This is a genomic window from Chryseobacterium antibioticum (genome assembly GCF_012927325.1).
In the GTDB taxonomy this organism is placed as follows: domain Bacteria; phylum Bacteroidota; class Bacteroidia; order Flavobacteriales; family Weeksellaceae; genus Chryseobacterium; species Chryseobacterium antibioticum.
Window position 1 is genome coordinate 13,979 of the sequence record NZ_JABBGI010000040.1, and the last position, 17,894, is coordinate 31,872.

The 17,894-nt window shown below is 37.2% G+C and carries 19 protein-coding genes and 1 tRNA gene; 9 read left to right on the plus strand and 11 right to left on the minus strand.

Annotated features, from left to right (window positions below):
• Nucleotides 1–4 precede the first annotated feature (4 nt).
• Nucleotides 5–742, plus strand: coding sequence for an ABC transporter substrate-binding protein (locus HHL23_RS20820; protein WP_169236662.1), 738 nt, complete (start codon nucleotides 5–7; stop codon nucleotides 740–742).
• A 321-nt stretch (nucleotides 743–1,063) separates the two neighbouring features.
• Here the strand turns inward: HHL23_RS20820 and HHL23_RS20825 are convergent, their stop codons facing one another.
• The gene (locus HHL23_RS20825) at nucleotides 1,064–1,513 is read right to left on the minus strand and encodes a GAF domain-containing protein (protein WP_169236663.1); all 450 of its coding nucleotides are present in this window, start codon (nucleotides 1,511–1,513) and stop codon (nucleotides 1,064–1,066) included.
• 13 nt (nucleotides 1,514–1,526) lie between these two features.
• Nucleotides 1,527–2,954, minus strand: coding sequence for a TonB-dependent receptor (locus HHL23_RS20830; RefSeq protein WP_169236664.1), 1,428 nt, complete (start codon nucleotides 2,952–2,954; stop codon nucleotides 1,527–1,529).
• 54 nt (nucleotides 2,955–3,008) lie between these two features.
• Here HHL23_RS20830 and HHL23_RS20835 point away from each other — a divergent pair, with 54 nt between their 5' ends.
• Together HHL23_RS20835 and HHL23_RS20840 are read left to right on the plus strand one after the other, a co-directional pair.
• Nucleotides 3,009–3,776 (plus strand): MBL fold metallo-hydrolase, encoded by a 768-nt coding sequence (locus HHL23_RS20835; RefSeq protein WP_169236665.1) that lies wholly within the window; start codon nucleotides 3,009–3,011, stop codon nucleotides 3,774–3,776.
• Between the two features lie 68 nt (nucleotides 3,777–3,844).
• Nucleotides 3,845–3,926, plus strand: a tRNA-Leu gene (locus HHL23_RS20840).
• 422 nt (nucleotides 3,927–4,348) lie between these two features.
• Here HHL23_RS20840 and HHL23_RS20845 read toward each other — a convergent pair.
• The 4 genes from HHL23_RS20845 to msrB form a co-directional block, all read right to left on the minus strand.
• Nucleotides 4,349–5,164, minus strand: coding sequence for a ferritin-like domain-containing protein (locus HHL23_RS20845; protein WP_169236666.1), 816 nt, complete (start codon nucleotides 5,162–5,164; stop codon nucleotides 4,349–4,351).
• Nucleotides 5,165–5,189: 25 nt separating this feature from the next.
• Nucleotides 5,190–5,903 carry a ferritin-like domain-containing protein gene (locus HHL23_RS20850; RefSeq protein WP_169236667.1) on the minus strand — a complete coding sequence of 238 codons (714 nt, stop codon included), beginning with the start codon at nucleotides 5,901–5,903 and terminating at the stop codon, nucleotides 5,190–5,192.
• A gap of 87 nt (nucleotides 5,904–5,990) precedes the next feature.
• Complete coding sequence (locus HHL23_RS20855; RefSeq protein WP_169236668.1) at nucleotides 5,991–6,560, minus strand: fasciclin domain-containing protein; 570 nt, start codon at nucleotides 6,558–6,560, stop codon at nucleotides 5,991–5,993.
• Between the two features lie 115 nt (nucleotides 6,561–6,675).
• Nucleotides 6,676–7,197, minus strand: coding sequence for a peptide-methionine (R)-S-oxide reductase MsrB (msrB, locus tag HHL23_RS20860; protein ID WP_169236669.1), 522 nt, complete (start codon nucleotides 7,195–7,197; stop codon nucleotides 6,676–6,678).
• A gap of 184 nt (nucleotides 7,198–7,381) precedes the next feature.
• Here msrB and HHL23_RS20865 point away from each other — a divergent pair, with 184 nt between their 5' ends.
• Entirely contained in the window at nucleotides 7,382–7,858 is a 477-nt protein-coding gene (locus HHL23_RS20865) for an RNA polymerase sigma factor (RefSeq protein WP_169236670.1), read from the plus strand.
• A gap of 1 nt (nucleotide 7,859) precedes the next feature.
• A complete protein-coding gene (locus HHL23_RS20870; RefSeq protein ID WP_169236671.1) occupies nucleotides 7,860–8,669 on the plus strand; it encodes an anti-sigma factor in 810 nt (269 codons plus the stop codon).
• A 468-nt stretch (nucleotides 8,670–9,137) separates the two neighbouring features.
• On the opposite strand, the gene HHL23_RS20875 is transcribed toward HHL23_RS20870, so the two are convergent.
• Nucleotides 9,138–10,085, minus strand: a complete 948-nt coding sequence (locus tag HHL23_RS20875; RefSeq protein ID WP_169236672.1) for a beta-1,6-N-acetylglucosaminyltransferase — start codon at nucleotides 10,083–10,085, stop codon at nucleotides 9,138–9,140.
• Between the two features lie 523 nt (nucleotides 10,086–10,608).
• On the opposite strand from HHL23_RS20875, the gene HHL23_RS20880 reads away from it, so the two are divergent.
• The 3 genes from HHL23_RS20880 (at nucleotide 10,609) to lgt (ending at nucleotide 13,078) form a co-directional block, all read left to right on the plus strand.
• Complete coding sequence (locus HHL23_RS20880; protein ID WP_169236673.1) at nucleotides 10,609–11,733, plus strand: DEAD/DEAH box helicase; 1,125 nt, start codon at nucleotides 10,609–10,611, stop codon at nucleotides 11,731–11,733.
• Nucleotides 11,734–11,824: 91 nt separating this feature from the next.
• Nucleotides 11,825–12,019, plus strand: a complete 195-nt coding sequence (locus tag HHL23_RS20885) for a cold-shock protein (RefSeq protein WP_034741125.1) — start codon at nucleotides 11,825–11,827, stop codon at nucleotides 12,017–12,019.
• A 222-nt stretch (nucleotides 12,020–12,241) separates the two neighbouring features.
• Nucleotides 12,242–13,078, plus strand: coding sequence for a prolipoprotein diacylglyceryl transferase (gene lgt / locus HHL23_RS20890; protein WP_169236674.1), 837 nt, complete (start codon nucleotides 12,242–12,244; stop codon nucleotides 13,076–13,078).
• Between the two features lie 310 nt (nucleotides 13,079–13,388).
• Here lgt and HHL23_RS20895 read toward each other — a convergent pair whose 3' ends face one another.
• The 4 genes from HHL23_RS20895 to HHL23_RS20910 all read right to left on the minus strand — a co-directional run bounded on the left by HHL23_RS20895 (nucleotide 13,389) and on the right by HHL23_RS20910 (nucleotide 16,552).
• A complete protein-coding gene (locus tag HHL23_RS20895) occupies nucleotides 13,389–14,090 on the minus strand; it encodes a LytR/AlgR family response regulator transcription factor (protein ID WP_169236675.1) in 702 nt (233 codons plus the stop codon).
• A complete protein-coding gene (locus HHL23_RS20900; protein ID WP_169236676.1) occupies nucleotides 14,071–15,144 on the minus strand; it encodes a sensor histidine kinase in 1,074 nt (357 codons plus the stop codon). The genes HHL23_RS20895 and HHL23_RS20900 overlap by 20 nt, the downstream gene beginning before the upstream one ends.
• Before the next feature lie 79 nt (nucleotides 15,145–15,223).
• Entirely contained in the window at nucleotides 15,224–15,619 is a 396-nt protein-coding gene (locus HHL23_RS20905) for a DoxX family protein (RefSeq protein ID WP_169236677.1), read from the minus strand.
• A 177-nt stretch (nucleotides 15,620–15,796) separates the two neighbouring features.
• Entirely contained in the window at nucleotides 15,797–16,552 is a 756-nt protein-coding gene (locus HHL23_RS20910; RefSeq protein WP_169236678.1) for an SDR family oxidoreductase, read from the minus strand.
• Between the two features lie 707 nt (nucleotides 16,553–17,259).
• Here HHL23_RS20910 and HHL23_RS20915 point away from each other — a divergent pair.
• The gene (locus HHL23_RS20915; protein ID WP_169236679.1) at nucleotides 17,260–17,688 is read left to right on the plus strand and encodes a cold-shock protein; all 429 of its coding nucleotides are present in this window, start codon (nucleotides 17,260–17,262) and stop codon (nucleotides 17,686–17,688) included.
• The last annotated feature ends 206 nt before the right edge of the window (nucleotides 17,689–17,894 follow it).

Below are 17,894 nucleotides of genomic sequence, written 5' to 3' on the forward strand. Positions count from 1 at the left end.
GAATATGAAAGTTGTTTCTCTTGTACCCTCTATCACAGAGGCATTATTTGATCTTGGCCTTACTGAACATGAAGTAATCGGCAGGACAAAATTCTGCATCCACCCTGAAAATAAAGTAAAAAACATACCCATTATCGGTGGCACTAAGAATATCAATATTGATAAGATCAGGGCACTGCAACCGGATCTTATTCTCGCCAATAAAGAGGAAAACATCAAGGAACAGGTAGAAGCATTAATGGATGATTTTAAAGTTCTGGTAACGAATGTAGAAACCATTGAAGATAATTATTACCTTCTCAAAACACTCGGAAACACCTTCAATAAAGAGGAAAGAGCACAGCAATTTAATCTCAAAATCTACGATGTTTTACAGCAGGCTAAACTTGATTCCAGTGTAAAAGCAGCTTACCTTATCTGGAAAAATCCTTATATGACAATCGGTTCCGATACTTTTATTCATAAAATCTTAACCGAAATAGGATTCGAAAATATTTTTAAAGATAAAACGCGCTATCCCGAAATTCAAATGGAAGATCTTGCTGATGCGGAAGTTATTATGCTATCTTCTGAGCCCTTCCCCTTCAAAGAAAAACATATTGAGGAGATAAAAGCATTTTATCCAGACAAGAAGATCATGATCGTAGATGGAGAAGCATTTTCGTGGTACGGAACACATATTGCAAAATGTGAAAATTACTTTAAAGAATTACTGAATGAAATTCATGCGATGCAACGTTGATTTTTTTAACCACAAAAGAAACAAAAGCTTTTCAGACCGTTGAATGATTTTTTAAGTTTGAAAGCTTGATAAAAAGAAGATCACTTAAGTTATATGAAAATCAACGATTTTCGTGATAACAAAAATTCGTCGGCCCAGAATTCCCCTCGTATGGAGGGGTGGCGAAAATTCAAAGAATTTTTGACGGGGTGGTTCAAAAAACCCACGCACGATCTCAACTCTGAAAATAATCTCTTAAACCAACAAAGTGAATTTTGAGCATAAAAAAAACTCCGATTTTAGATCGAAGCTTATATTTTATATTTCGCGCTGAAATATCAATTACAAAATCTTGGAAACTTCATTACAAAGCCACTCCAAAAGTTCACGGTCTTCAGCTGTAAACGGATTTACAGTATGGGAATCGATGTCGATCTGCCCCACATTTTGGCCGTCTTTGAAAATAGGAACTACTATTTCAGCTTTAGTATCAATAGAACAGCTTAAGTAATTGCTTTCCTGGTGAACATCCGGAACTACAAATGTTTCATTAGAAACGGCAACCTGTCCGCAAATTCCTTTTCCATAAGGAATGATGGTATGATCTGTAGGAGCTCCCACGTAAGGTCCTAATTTCAGCTCATCTTTATCTCCGTTTTTAAAGTAGAATCCTGTCCAGTTGAAGTAAGAAATTTCCTGATCCAACAGGTGACATACCTTCTCTAGTTTCTCTTCTGTGTTATGTTTTGGACTTTCAAGAATGGAAGAAAGTCTTTTCTTTATTTCTGACATATTATTTTATGTTTTAGGAAAATTGTTTGAAGGAAAGTTCTTCTTTGTAGCCGAACATTCCACGTTCTTTTATCATTTCTGCAACACCTTCAGGAACCTGGTTTTCCCAGCCTTTAACGCAGCATGCAATTTTTCTCAGGATCTCTCTTGAATAAATTCCCAAAAACTCCGGATTATGGTTGGTGATATCTACAATACGGTTGTTGTGTTTGAAATATTTATAAAGCTCTTTAAGGTTTTCTTCTACTTTAAGGTTTGCAGAATCCAGCAATTCATGGGTTTCAGGATCTTTGTAAGGATAAAGGTATACCCTCATCCCATTTCTGAAGAATTTACCAAATGCTTCCAGAATTCCTCCTGAAAGGTCCTTGTAATACTTCTCATCAAATACCATCAGGAGGTTATTTACTCCCATGGCAACACCGATATCTCCGCTTGTGTACGAGGCAAAATAATCGATTAGCCTGTAGTATTCTGAGAAATTGGAAATAATAACGGTATAGCCCAGTCTGCCGAGAATATCTACCCTGTCCATAAAGTCTCTTTCATCGATATCACCGTCTGCCCTAAGGTTTGAAATGGTGATTTCAATCAGTACTTCTGTTTCTTTATGAGTACAGGTCGCATCTTTTTGAAACATCTCCAGACCGTTTTTAAGCATGTCGATATTCACTTTCGTTACAGGCCTGAAGCTTCCTCTTACCGCAAATATATTCTTCTTGTACAGAACGTCTGCAGGAAGCATATTGCTCCCCTGTGAATTGAAGATCACGGCATCGGTCATCCCATGTTTTACTAGTTGCAGAGACATCAGTCGGTTATCAACATAGTCAAAAGCAGGACCGCTAAAATCGATCATATCAATTTCAAGACCGTCTTTGGCAATGTCGTCGTATAAAGATTCGATTAAGTTTCGTGGATTGTCGTAGTAGTTGAAAGCTCCGAAGATAAGGTTTACCCCAAGGTTTCCTAAAGTTTCCTGCTGTAGTGTAGCATCATTTTCATTAAATTTTACGTGGATCACGATCTCGTTGTAGTCTTCGTTTTCTTTAGTCTGGAAACGGATTCCTACCCAGCCGTGGCCTTTGAGTGTTTTGTCGAAATTAATCGTTGTCACCGTGTTTGCATAAGAGAAAAACTTTCTGTTTGGATTGTTTTCCCTGGAAATCCTTTCCTCGATCAATGCTACTTCATAGCGGAGCATTTTGCGGAGTCGGTTCTGTGTGACATACCTGTTCTTCACCTCTTTTCCGTAAATGGCATCACTAAAATCTTTGTCGTAAGCAGACATCGCCTTAGCAATTGTACCGGAAGCCCCTCCTGCTCTAAAAAAGTGACGAACAGTCTCCTGCCCTGCTCCAATTTCCGCGAAAGTACCATAAATAGTAGGATCTAGATTAATTGTTAATGCTTTTTGTTTAGGAGTTAGTTTCTGATACATTAGGACGTAAAATTTTTCGTAAATTTACCAAAATTAAACCAACCTCAAAAGAAAATGAAGTTGAAATTTTTAGGAACTGGTACTTCCCAAGGTGTACCCGTTATAGGCTGCACATGCGAAGTATGTACTTCCGAAAATTCCAAAGACAAGCGTTTCCGCTCCTCAGTAATGATTACTACAGAGGAAAGCAGAAAAATACTGATCGATTGCGGACCGGATTTCAGAGAGCAGATGCTTCTTAACCACGAAAATAACGTAGATATCGCCCTCCTTACTCACGAACACAATGACCATGTGATCGGGCTTGATGATATGCGCCCTCTGATTTTTAAAAGTGGAAAAAATATGCCACTCTATTGCAACTCCAGGGTTGGACAGGAAATCAAAAAACGTTTCCCGTATGCTTTCGCAGACGAAAGATATCCGGGAGCTCCGGCTTTTGACCTTCATGAAATTGAAAATAAACCTTTCCACGTTTTGGATACGGAAATCACTCCTATTGAAGTGACCCATTATAAAATTATGGTTCTTGGATATAAGTTTAAAAATCTTGCGTATATCACAGATGCGAATTTCATTTCAGACACGGAAAAGGAAAAATTACAGAACCTGGATGTACTGGTTTTAAACTGTATCAGAAAATTTGATCCGCACCCTGCCCATTTTGTCCTTCCTGACGTGATCGCCCTGTTTAAAGAGCTTAAGCCTAAAAAATTATTTTTAACACACATCAGCCACCATCTGGGACTGCATGATATTGAAGATAAGGATCTTCCAGAAGGGATGCACCTTGCCTACGATGGTTTGGAGATCGAATTTTAAAATTTTTCCTTCAAAAAGCTTTTGAGCATTAAAAAAAGTTTATATATTTGCACACCGATTTGAAACAAGCCCAGTTGGCGGAATTGGTAGACGCGCTAGACTCAAACTCTAGTATCGAAAGATGTACCAGTTCGATTCTGGTACTGGGTACTAAAAGCCTCTGAAATCAATGATTTCAGAGGCTTTTTTATTAGTTTATTTTAAAACCTCAAAGCCGACAATTTTTAAAATCTTCCAACGCATACTCCGGACACGCCCCTTCCTGCGAAGTAATAAAAGCTCCCAATGAAACAGCCTGAGCATTATCTCATCAGCCGAAGTTTCTTTCTGCAGCCTTTTTGACAAAAAATCCGGCTAAAAATAAATCTCTGCTCGACTATATCTTTGACCTCAACAGTTTTTACTCTCTAAAAAATAATTAGATGATTCCCCTTTCTTTAATTCTAATATAATTAGCTTATTTCAAGAATAGCAGTAATGATTTCTTCAATCAGTAGATTTAAAAACAAAAAAATCCTATCCCCAGACATCATCTAAGGATAGGACTCACACCTAAATAATAAAAAATTATGTCAGACTATAAATAAACCGGCGATAGCCTGAGCCTCACTTCCAGTTAACACTTCATCATAAGCTGCAGATCCGGCGGCGGCTCCAAAAGCAGTACTTGTATTGAATCCAGCCTGATTGACATTATCTTCTCCAGCATACACAGCATTGGTAGCAGTGGGCATATTTCCACCGTTAGCCAATTCTATCCAGCCTTTATTTGCTCTCATTCTTCTCACCTGTGAAGCGTGTCTTGCTTCTACAGAATGAATTTGAAGGGCAGCTTGTAATACCGCTTTATTAGACATTACATTTCCCGCCTGTCCCTTGTAAGCACGGACACCTGTATCTTCGAAAGCCTGAGCCAGCACCAAAAATTGGTTGTAATCTGTAAAAGGCATAAAATTTCCTCCCGCTGTAAAATCAAAAGTCGGTTTTGGCTTTGGGGCTTCTCCTAAGGATGTCAGCGTACTTTTCAGAAATCCCACATGAGCTGATTCATGTTTTGAGATCTGCATAAAAACAGGTCTGTCCGAATTCGGAATCAATCCGGCTGCTGCCAGACCTAATGCGTAATATTCATTTTCAAGATATTCCAGAACCAATGCCAGTTGCAGGGCATCCGTTAAAGCACTTTTAAAAAAAGTGGCAGAGGCTGCCGTTTCTAAAGTTTCTGCTTTCGCAGGAGTTGCCATTAATACGCCCAATCCTAGAGGAATGGATGCTACTGCTGCTTTTTTACCCAATGTTGAAATATTGGTGATCGTTTCTAATCTTGTAGCTTCCGTTGTAAAAAATTTATCATTAGAAAGCTTATCTAGTAATTTAAGAATGTTCATAATTGTAGATTTTGAAAATGAATAATTAGCTGATTCCTCTTTCTTTCCACGTGAAAGGTGTTTTTATAAACCCTCCCGCTGCCATGACAATATCTTTAGGCTCTTTGGCAAGATCCAGTCCATTGGCATCTATGACATCATCACCTGAGAAATCTGTAGATCCGGGATTAATAATATTTCTGATCGCTGAGGCGTGTCTTGCTTCCACAGAAACGATTTTCCCCGCAATCACTAAATAAGCCGGATTGGTAATGTATTTTCCGGCACCATTGTAGGCCGCTACTCCAGTATCTTCCAGGGCTTTCGCTGTTGCCAGAACAGAATTTCTGTTGTTGAAATTCACATTGGGATACTGGAATTCAAGAGTAGGTAAAATATTGGTTGTTGCTCCGGTAATGGCCGCTTTAAAAAAGTCGCGGTGGATTACTTCATGATGATAAAGGTCTGTAAAAAGATCTCTCTCAACACTTGAAATTCCGGAGTAAAAATTATTAACTACTTTGGTGTAAAAATCAGCTTCAAGCTGTTCCAATGCATACGCGTAATTCAGAACACCTACATCTCCGGTACCAAGGTCGAAAACCGGACCGTTACCTGTCATTCCGAAATCATTGTCATCATCGCAACCGATCAGCGTAAGTCCTGCCATCGCCAGTCCTATACCGCCCAGTTTCAAAAAATTTCTTCTGCCTGTATCCAGAGTTGCTCCCTGGTTAGAAACACTAATCGTTTTTTTCATAATATTATAGGTTTGAGTGTTATATGATTCTCAAAAAGAGGAGAAAAAAAACAGCATAATAAATTATGCTGTTTGAAAACTAAAACATTACGGCATCAACACCGTATCGATCACATGAATCACACCATTTGACTGATTCACGTCAGCTATCGTCACTTTTGCACTATTTCCTTTTGCATCCTGTATATATAGATCTTTTCCTTTGGCCCAGAAAGTCAGTCCTTCACCTTGTACCGTTTTCATCATGCTTTTTCCATTTCCGGCTTTTACAGCAGCCCAGATATCTTTCGTGCTATATTTTCCAGCAAGAACATGATAGGTTAAGATCTTGGTCAGCATTTCTTTATTTTCAGGTTTTACGAGAGTTTCAACCGTTCCTTTCGGAAGTTTGGCAAAGGCTGCGTCTGTAGGTGCCAGCACAGTAAAAGGTCCTGCTCCCTGCAGCGTTTCTACCAGACCTGCTGCCTTTACTGCTGCTACCAAAGTTTTGTGATCTTTGGAGTTCACCGCATTTTCAATAATATTTTTAGATGGATACATCGGCGCACCGCCTACCATTACTGTTTTTTCTTTCATCGTTTGTGCAGTTACCTTCCCACTGAAAGCGAATGATAAAGCAACCATTCCTAAAACTGCGATTTTTGAGCTTGTGTTCATTGTATTGATTTTTTTAATTTAATAAGTATTTGAATTGTGTTCTTAGAATCATTTACGAGGTGGATTTTGTTTTGGATTTAAAAAATTGATTTTTTATTAAAAATTTTAAAATCCATTATTTCTTTTTGGAATTAGGGACGAATTCAAGGCAAACGGAATTCATGCAGAATCTTTTTCCGGTAGGGTTTGGACCGTCATCAAAAATATGTCCCAGGTGGGAATCACATCTTCCACACAAAACTTCACTTCTTGTCATATTATAAGAAGTGTCCTGTCTATATTTCACACTATTCTCTGTAAAGGGCTGATAAAAGGAAGGCCATCCGCAGGTTGTTGCAAATTTTGAAGTGGAAAGAAACAGTGGATTTCCACAGACTGTACAAAAATAAGTTCCCTTTTCATCGAATTCATCATACTTTCCTGTGAAAGCTGTTTCTGTTGCTCCTTCTCTAGCCACCTGATAGAGTTCAGGTTTAAGAATCTTTTTCCATTCCACATTGCTCACTTTCAAAGGGGTGGTTATCGTACGAGAGTAATAAGGATTGTTTGTCTTGAAATTCCCTGACTGTGCACAACTCTTTTCTGCCATAGTAACTAGCAAAAAAGAGAGCGCTGTTTTTATGATTAAACTTTTCATATTTGATAATTCTGAATGATTATTTAAAATTATTTACGATATAAAATATTTTACGGATGTTGTTTGTAGTATATATATTATTTTATTACATTTGAAATGAAAATCATACATTATTAAAACAACCTATTCGGAAGAGGAGCTTATCGTTTTACTGAAAGAAAAAAACGAATCGGGCTTTCATTATTTGTACGACCATTATGCAGGAGCACTGTATGGGGTGGTTCTCCGAATTGTTCAGTCAAAAGAATATACTGAAGAAGTTATTCAGGATGTTTTTGTTAAGATCTGGAATGCTATTCATCAGTATGATTCGTCAAAAGGCAAGTTCTACACCTGGATGATCAATATTGCCAGAAACACGGCAATAGATTATTTAAAATCAAAAGGTTTCCAAAACGAACTTAAAAACCAACCGCTTCCAGATTTCGTATATAATTCTGCAGAACTTTCAACGAGTAATAATTCATCCGATTTTATTGGATTTAATAATGTGCTTAAAGGTCTGGAAGTTGATAAACAAGAACTTATCGACTTGGCTTATTATCAGGGATATACTCAGAACGAGATATCTGAAAAGCTGAAGATACCCCTTGGGACAGTGAAAACCAAAATGCGGAATGCGCTGATGAAATTAAAGGATTTGCTAAAAGATTATCAATAAATTGAACACTAAAGAATACATATCATCCGGAATTATAGAATCTTATATTCTAGGTCTTGCTTCTCCCGAGGAGGCAGGGATTTTGGAATGTGTGATGAAAAACAATGCTGAAGTAAATGCGGCTTTCGAGGAAGCACAAAAAACTTTGGAAGATTTGGCGACCAGCCAGGCCGTGACACCACCAGCCGATTTAAAATCAAAGATCTGGAATAAGATCCAGCAGGAACAAATTACTGAAGAAGTAAAACCTGCAGAGATCAAAGAGATTCCTGTTGCAAGAGACCTCCAAGAGATCAGACTTCAGGAAAAAAGCAGCTGGAAACCCTATGCGGTTGCTGCTTCTGTCTTATTCCTGATCAGTGCTGCCGGAAATCTTTTCTGGATGAATGACCAGTCCAGAACGAAAGCAGAAATTGCCAAGATACAGAGCGAGAAAAAAGCTCAGGATCTCGCTATGCAAAAAATGAATCAGAAAATGAACATGTTTTCCAATCCCGATATGCAGATGGTGATGCTGAAAGGCGTAGAAAAACATACGGATTCTAAGGCAATGGTTTTCTGGGATAAAAAAACGAAAGAAGTCTACCTTAACGCTGAAAGCTTACCAAAAGCTCCGGAAGGCATGCAGTATCAGCTTTGGGCTATTGCAGACGGAAAACCCGTAAGCGCAGGAATGTATACCGAAGAAAAAGACAGTAAAACACCTCTTGCCCAGATTCCCAAAGCACAGGCCTTTGCTATAACTCTTGAAAAACAGGGTGGTAGTGCAGTTCCTACGATGGAGAATATGTATGTAATGGGTGCTATCTAAAACTTACCTTAATTATCTTCTTTTTATAATTCAGATCCCGTTACTTCGCAGTAACCGGCTTTGATATGCTGTCTTGATTTCTCCAGCTATTCTGAAGTGATCAATAGCGGGAAACGGTCATTTGAAAATTCATAACAGATTTCAAAACATACTATGTAAAGCACTGAAAATAAACACCTTTTAATAGTATTATTCATTTTGAATCTCTTACATTTAATAGCAGAAATAGAGCATATAAAAAAACACAAAACTTTATATTTTATAATCTATATTATACTTTATATTTCTATTATCCCCTTAACGGGGATTTTAACGAAATTACATCAAGCAACTATACGCAGTGTTTTGATTTATTATTAACGAACATTTAAGTTGGAACAAAACATATGTTCACTAGTCTCTTGTTAATTACGGGAGGTTTTGTTTAAAATTTATAGGGAAAAATGTTAATATTTTTTAAGGGAAAAGTTAATTATTCTGTCGTCTGTCTATTTTCAGTTCCCTTTCTACTTCATCTATTTCTATCAAAGGAACATCATAGCTTTCTGCAATATATTTCAGAACTTCCTGATCTGTTTTCTCGTTTATTTTCCTGATGAAAAGGTGATTGGTAGTTCTTAAGAAAAGGATAAGATCATCCGTCGTCTGTTTCTTTCCGAATATTGTTTTTTCAATAACCGCTCTTTTATCATCATTCACAATAAGATCATTGAAAGAGGTATTCATAAGGACAGTCTGAAAAAATGACTCCGCCGGCAATAAAGTATGAAGATAATAGTCCTCAAAATTCATCACCTTTTTATTATTGGCCAGAAAGGCACAGGTATCTCTGGTAAAAATAACCCACTTTCCTCCTATGTAGGGCGTAACGTCTTTCATAAATTCTCTTTTATACATAAGAGAGGAAATCTTATAAGACAGCTCGGTAAAATGGTTTTGTATTCTCTGAAGAGTATCAGGGCGGTAAAATTTCTGGTCATAATAGAAAAGATAGTTCCTTCCTTTGTTAACGGTAAGGAATTGTCGGATCACATTCTGTGATTTAAGAGGATAATCTTCACCGCTTAAATTTACAAAATAATCCCATTCCTGACTTACATTCAACAGAAATTCCATGGCATCAAGCTCTGCCTGAATCATACTGAACCCACCGGAAACAATATTAATGCTTTCTAAAATATAAACGTTGGGAAACCGCACCAGATACATCTGGATCTCATCCGTAATCTCTTCTTTCGCTTTCCGGTCGATATGAATCAGGTAAAATTGGTCCCGGGTATAGATCTTCTGAAACATGGTTTTGAATACTTCCGGTTTATGATGAACCATAATAAAGTAAGCAATTCTCACATGCTGATCGGAGTGGGACTCTAAGGTATGTGGCTGAGGGCTGGTTGAAGGAGCGGAAGTCTGCATAAGAACGGATTTAAAATCATCCGCTTGGGGCAAACAATTCAGTTAACGTGCGAAAGCTACGAATAATTTTTTGATAATCAATTATTTAAAGCAATTATTATTTAGTTTATTTATCGTATTTTTGCAAAGCATTTATAAAAACAGGTCTCTGCCTTTTGCTATTCTGTAATAGTTTAAAATTCATTTTTCTCTTTCAGTTTTGCTTTTTCAGCTGCCCAATTAAAACTTATTTTTTAAATAATTTTTAATACTGCTTCCTTGGTTTTCAGGTTAAAAAAAGCAGTTTATAAAATTCAAGACAGTATGGATTCATCAAAATCCTGCTTCTAAGAATAAGAACGATACGATATTGCAAAGCTCAGCAAATATATTCCAACTGAATTTATTGTCAAAGTTAATGCAAAGTAAAAATAATAACTAAAGATAATGCTTATCCAGATTGATAATCTTTATTTTTATACAAGACAACAATTCAAATCTTAACCGATTTGGCCACTCAGAACCGGATGTCCGGTAGATTACAATGAGTTTTAAAAATTTAAATTTAATAAACCCTATAGTCCGCGCCGTTACAGAAGCCGGATATTCCAAACCTACAGAGATACAGTACGCAGCTGTCCCACCTATTTTGGCTGGAAGAGATTTTATAGGGTATGCTCAAACGGGTACAGGAAAGACTGCGGCATTTGCCATGCCTATCCTGCAGTTACTAAAAAGAAATACACCAGATCATAAAGAAATAAGAACTTTAATATTAACTCCGACACGGGACTTGGTTCAGCAGTTGGAGGAGAATTTTAAAGTATACAGCAAATATTTACCATTATCACAGCTTTCGATCTTTGGAGGCGTATTATCAGGAAGCCAGCTGGCCGCTCTGAGAAAAAGAGTAGACATCCTTATAGCGACTCCCGAAAGATTACTGAACCTGGTAAGCCAAAGACATATTGATCTTTCTAAAATAGAAATACTGGTCCTGGATGAAGCTGACAGAATGCTTGATATGGGATTTGCAGACGATGTAAAAAAGATCTTAAAATTAATTTCTCAAAAGAGACAAACTTTATTCTTTTCTGCAACCATGCCTTCAGATGTCCGAAAATTTGCGGACACCATGATGAACAATCCTGTTGAAGTCACAGTAGATCAGATTCCATCGCCATTGCAGTGCGTTAACCAATCCGTTTATTTCGTTGAAAAGACCAAGAAAACAGATCTGTTGATCAATATTTTGCAGGATGTATCGATTTTACGTTCCCTGGTTTTTACACAAACCAAACAGGGCGCAGACAGACTCGTTAAACAACTGGAACGTACAGGAATTTTCGCGGCGGCTATTCATGGGAATAAATCTCAGATCGCAAGACAACAGGCCGTAGAAGATTTTAAAAACAGCAAAATTCGGGTTCTGGTAGCCACTGATATTGCAGCGAGAGGCATCGATATGGAAGAGCTTCCTTATGTAGTCAATTATGAACTTCCCAATGTTCCGGAAACTTATGTTAACCGGATTGAAAGAACCGGAAGAGCAGGCACCAAAGGAACAGCCGTTTCTTTTTGCGATGAAGGGGAACGCTCTGATTTAACCAATATTCAAAAGCTAATAGGTTTTATAATGCCTGTTGGAAAACTCCAGTACATTCATTAAATCACAACAAAATAGATGGACTCTTTCTTAAAGAAATTTCAGAAAAAAGTCATCAAAACAATTAATATAACAATTTTTAATAATAATTACAATGCAAGAAGGCACCGTAAAATTTTTCAATGAAGCAAAAGGCTTCGGATTCATTTCTCCAGCAGACGGAGGTAAAGACATTTTTGTACACTCTTCAGGATTAGACACAAGATCTATCCGTGAAAACGATAAAGTAGTTTTCGAAGTACAAAAAAGCGACAAAGGTTTAAATGCAGTTAACGTAAAGTTAGCATAGTTTGAATATAACGTTTAAACGAATATTGACTGATAAGTAGCAATACTTTTTATTTGATGTCCGTTAAAAACCTCTTACTTTATGTGAGAGGTTTTTTGTAGTATTGAAACCGAAAACATGATATTCTCCCCCAAAATATCCTAAAGTTGAAGTTCAGTTCCTTAAAAATGGCTATATCCTGCTATATTTGTCCCCGAAAAAGTAATTCTACAATTATTATCAATGAATTTATTATACGTTAACTGGGATGTAAGTCCCGAAATTTTCAATATTTCCGGATTTCCTCTGAAATATTACGGTATGCTGTTTCTTGCCGGACTTGTCTTATGCTACACAATCTTAAAGACCATCTATAAAAAAGAAAATCTAAGCCAGCAGGCTCATGAAGCACTTTTCTCTTATGCATTTATAGGCATTTTGGTTGGAGCAAGATTGGGACACTGTCTTTTCTACGATTTTGATTATTATTCCCAGCATCCTATCGAGATATTCCTTCCGATCCAACAAGGGGCAGACGGAGCCTATCATTTTTCAGGATATGCAGGACTGGCGAGCCATGGTGGCGGAATCGGGCTTATTATTATGCTTCTGATCTATGCGAGAAAGTTTTCCATTAAATTCATGACCGTTCTGGATGTCATTGCTATTGCCACACCTTTAGCCGGAGCATTTATCAGGTTGGGTAATCTGATGAACTCTGAAATCATAGGAACGCCTTCTGATCTTCCATGGGCTTTTATATTCAGACATGTGGATAATATTCCAAGACACCCGGCCCAGCTGTACGAGGCGATCTCTTACCTGATTATCTTCCTTCTGGTGTATTTTATTTATAAGAAGAACATCTTTGAGATTGGAAAAGGTTTTTACTTTGGGATCACTACTCTACTGATCTTCGTTGTTCGATTCTTTGTTGAATTTATAAAGGTAGATCAGGTTGATTTTGAACAGGGAATGAGCCTGAATATGGGCCAGATTCTGAGTATCCCTTTTATATTCCTGGGGCTGTTCTTTATCATTAAAAGTATTCGGGAGAAAAAAGAAATAAAGGTTTCATAAGCTTAAAAATATATACTAAAAAAACCTCTGAGATTTATAATTTCAGAGGTTTTTTGTTGACTCAACTTCATAAAAATTGGCTTAAGGTCATTAAGCCAACCCACATTCTTCAGTCAGAATGCTAACATCCACATATATATTCTAATTATTGCAATCGGTCATCTTCTTCTTCAAATCTTATTGACAATTTGAATATCTGTTTTATTTAACGATTCAAAGTTGCTCAAAAGAGAAGAAAAATAAAAGAAAAAGCTATCAAACAGGCCTTATCGTCTATGAAGGATTTTAGATCCCAATTAAGATCTAAAGCTTACCAGTCAATCGAAGGTTTATAAGTCCTCCCGATCGGTAATTTCTTACCGTTCACCTGGATCATGCTGGCAGAACGCACCTCAATTTTAGTCTTGGAAATAATGTAAGATTTGTGGATCCTGATGAACATTTTCGGATCTAAACTCTCTTCTATCCTGCTGATAGGCATCTTTACAGTGATTGTTCCGGCTTTGGTATGGATATGAATATATTCCCGTAGGCTTTCAATAAAGAAAATATCATGAAGAACAATCTTAATTTGTTTTTTCCCGCTGCTGATAAAAATATGCTCACGGTCCGCAGCTTCAAGAAGAGCCTCTTCAGCACTCATCAGGTATTTGAACTTTTCAACTGCTTTTGTAAATCTGTCATAAGGAATAGGTTTCATCAGATAATCCACAATATCCAGCTCATACCCTTCCACAGCGTACTGATGATAAGCGGTAGTCACAATTACAAGGGGTGGATTTTTCAGTTTTTTAAGAAAATCGAAACCTTTCACAACCGGAAGATGGAGATCCAGAAACATCAGATCTATTTCATGCCTGTTCAAAAGGCTTCCGGCATACACGGCATCTGAACATTTTGCCACAAGATGAAGTTCTTCGTCCCTGGAAACAAAATTCTCCAGGATCTCTGCAGCTATAGGCTCATCTTCCACGATGATGCAATTGTATTTTTTAGAAACGGGATGAGTCATTAAAATCAATAATTAAGTTTACAATATACCGGTCGTTTGTACTTTCTGCGGTGAGACTGTGCTTCGGATAAAGTAGTTCGAGCTGTCTGCGGATGTTTTTCAATCCTATTTTGGTAGAATTTCCGTGAGGTTTTTCCTCTTTTGAATTTTCAATGTGATAATGAAGAACTCCATTATTCAATTTCATATCAATATGAATAAAACTTTGTCCTAAGGTTTCAGAAACCCCATGTTTAAAAGCATTTTCTACAAACTGGATCAGGATGAGCGGAGAAATTTCCTGAGAAGGTTGATCAATATCTTCCTTAAAACGAATCACGAGATCATGATGACGGATCTGCTGGATCTGGAGAAAATCTTTGATGTTTTCTACGTCTTTATCAATGGAAATATACCGTTCGGCTGCTTCATAAATATTGTACCTCATTACCTTGGAAAGCTGCAGAATCACATCAGGGGTTTCATCTGCTTTCTTAAGAGCCATTCCATAAATATTGTTGAGGGTATTGAATAGAAAATGGGGATTAATCTGTGCTTTCAGCATGGTAAGTTCCTGATCCAGCTTTTCTGATTTCAACAGGGAAATCTGTTCTTTCAAAAGGTTTTTCTGCCTCGTAATTTCGACACCAAAAATAAGGCCTGCCATGAAAATCAAGTCCATAAAAGAGTTGAAAGCCACTAATCCGTTGATAAACCCTGAAGGTTGTTTTCCATCAAGCGTTTCTGTTACTCCATAAATGTGAGGATAAATGATATAGTGAGTAAAAAACCTGTGAGTGAGAACGGCTGCAACAATAATAAAGCAGTAGAGAATATAGGTAAGAAATTTCTTTATCCCTGTTGTCTCATACACATACAGGAGCGCATAGGCCAACGGCATTTTAATCAAAAGATACCCGAGTTCCAGAACAATGGTATTCTGAAGCCTTGTCTGCCATTCTGTAGCAGGAAACTGATACCTCGACCAGTAAAAGTCCAGATACACTTCCAGAATATAATACAGTATCCAAAAGAGCAGATGAACGTATAATTTTGATTTTCTGTCTGGCTTCAAAACTGATGGGATTTACTATGCAAAATACCATCTTTCAGTGGAAAATAAAAATATAAACCTGCGAATCCAAAGTATCGGTCTACGAACTGCTTTTTACTTTCTTTAGTGATGGATATTCTGTAAAAATCAACTGTAAAAAACAGCAAATCAATAGTACATTGAACTCAATTCCATTGGTACCGCCCCCCACTACATACCAGCCGTTTTGCCAGTGTAAAAAATAAATTCCCAACATAAGAATAGGTATATTACCTACTGAAACGATCTTTACCCATCGGTCAGACCAAATCAGAAATACAGAAAAAAGATGGATCAGTTTTACAATCCAAGCCAGATAGATTCCAAAAGGGCTGAAACCTATGGTATCCAGATAAAGACGTCCAAAATTATTGACATCACCGCTGAAAATAGAAACCACACTGTGCATCAACAAGATAACAGAGAGGGCTGAACGGATGTAAAAATACTTTTTCATGAATCCAAATTAAAAAATCACAGAAAAGAATGATAACCACTGTATATCAATAGCTTAAAAGTGTATATAAAAGAAAGGAAGGTAGAAGAACGAAGCTGGAAGTTACTATAAAACCACCAGTTTCTGACTGTAGACTTTAAAAACTCCCATCTCCCGTCTTCCATCTTCCCAACTTCTTTATCTTGTTGTATAACCACCGTTCGCAAAGATCGTTTGCCCAGTAATCCACCATCCTTCTGTTACCAGAAACTCAACCAGTGGAGCAATATCTTTAATATCCGTTAATCCTCCCAATGCAGAAGCAGATTTATGATAAGCTACTGCATCTGCTGTTTCCTGACCATAAAAGAAAGGGGTATCCATAGGTCCCGGTGCTACAGCCGTTACAGAAATTCCCCTTTCTCCAAATTCCTTTGAAGCTGCCCTTGTAAAGTGCTCTACCGGAGCTTTCGCCCCAGCATAGGTGGAATACAAACCTGTGTAAGCTGCCAGTAAAGAGGTAACAACGGTACAGATCTTTCCGTTGTCATTCAGTTTTTTACCGGCTTCCTGAAGAAAGAAATAGGCTGACTTTGAATTCACACTGAACATCTTGTCATATTCTTCTTCTGTAGTTTCCGCAAAAGGCTTTTTAAGGACCATTCCTACGGTATTGATTGCGATATCTATTCCTCCGAACTTAGATACAGCCTCATCAAATAATTGGGTTATATGGTCTACTTTGGTAAGGTCTCCCTGAAACAAAAACGCTTCCGCTCCCAGCGCCTGAACTTCCGCAAGTGTTTTCTCACTGTCTGCTCTTGAGCTTTCGCTGTTATAATGAATGGCAAGCTTCGCACCTTTTGCTGCAAAACCTCTGCTCAGCAGTCCGCCTAAATTTTTGCCTCCTCCGGCAATTAATACTACTTTTCCTTTGACATTTTGTGTTGACATTATCTATTGCTTTAAATGTTATAGAAACAAAGATGAACAATGAATGCCAATGCAGCATGGTGAATCTTTCGGAAGCTGTAATGAATTTCTGATTTCCTTACATATACCCACATACAATATAAATTAAATCAAAAAAATATACTTTTTCCGATATACCACACGATGAATATATCCCATTACATACCAATTAAATACACCCTTCAACCGCCCTGGAATTCAACTTTTTCTTGAAGAGAAGTCTAAAATATGTGAGTTTTAGGCACGGCATTTGCAACTCTATCAATCATATTATACACCACTTCATTCTTATAATATATTATTTTCCATAATCCTCAGTTCGCTGGGGATTTTTTTATTATTCTATGTATATTGAATGAAATAAAGGTTCGTTTTGATAAGAGGGAAAAATACATTTTGATAATCAATGATTTAATATAGGTTTATTCGGTTTTTTATCGTATATTTGTATATTAATCAATAGGCCGCTGCCTTTGCTCTCTGTTACAGTTTAGAAATTCTTTCTTATCAGTTCCCGCTTTTTCAGATGCCTCATTTTTTAAAACCACTTCTTTTCCTGATGAACGGCCAAAAACAAACTGCTTTCGACATTTCATTTCATAAAGAAGAACAGACGGACGACTGCGGGCTTTACATGGCAGATCAGATTAACAAATATTACAATATAAAATTAAATACTAGAATAATTTATGGCAGACTCTTTTTCTAAAAAAGAAAATTTCAAGAAAAAAATTCAAAAGCAAAAAGAAAAAGCGCTGAGACGCGAAGATCGTAAAACGAACAACAACAAAGGTTCGGAAGATGTTTTCATGTATGTAGATGAATTCGGAAGACTTACCTCTACACCGCCTGAAGGCAGAGAAAGACAGGAAGTAAACATTGATGAGATTCAGCTTGGTGCAGCTCCAATTATGGAGGAAGAACTCAGAAAGACAGGAATCATCACCTTCCACAGCGAGAAAGGATATGGCTTCATTACTGAAGACAACAGCAAGGAAAATGTTTTCTTTCACAACAACAGCTGTTCACACCCTGTTAAAAAGGGGAACAAGGTGTCTTTCGAGAAAGAAAAATCTCCGAAAGGATTCTCTGCGGTTAATATCGAATTGGTTAAATAATCAGAGCTTTAGCTTTACTATAACAGATCTGTTTATAACTGCAGATTTTGTAAAAACAATAAAGAAAGCCGTCCTTAGGGGTAGTCATGGTCGGAAGAATTTTTCTTCCGACTTTTTTGTTTTTTGGCGTACGGAAAAGCATACTTATATTGCTGGTTATCAAACAATTAATTTGTTTTTCTGTTTTTTATTTTGTATATTAGCAG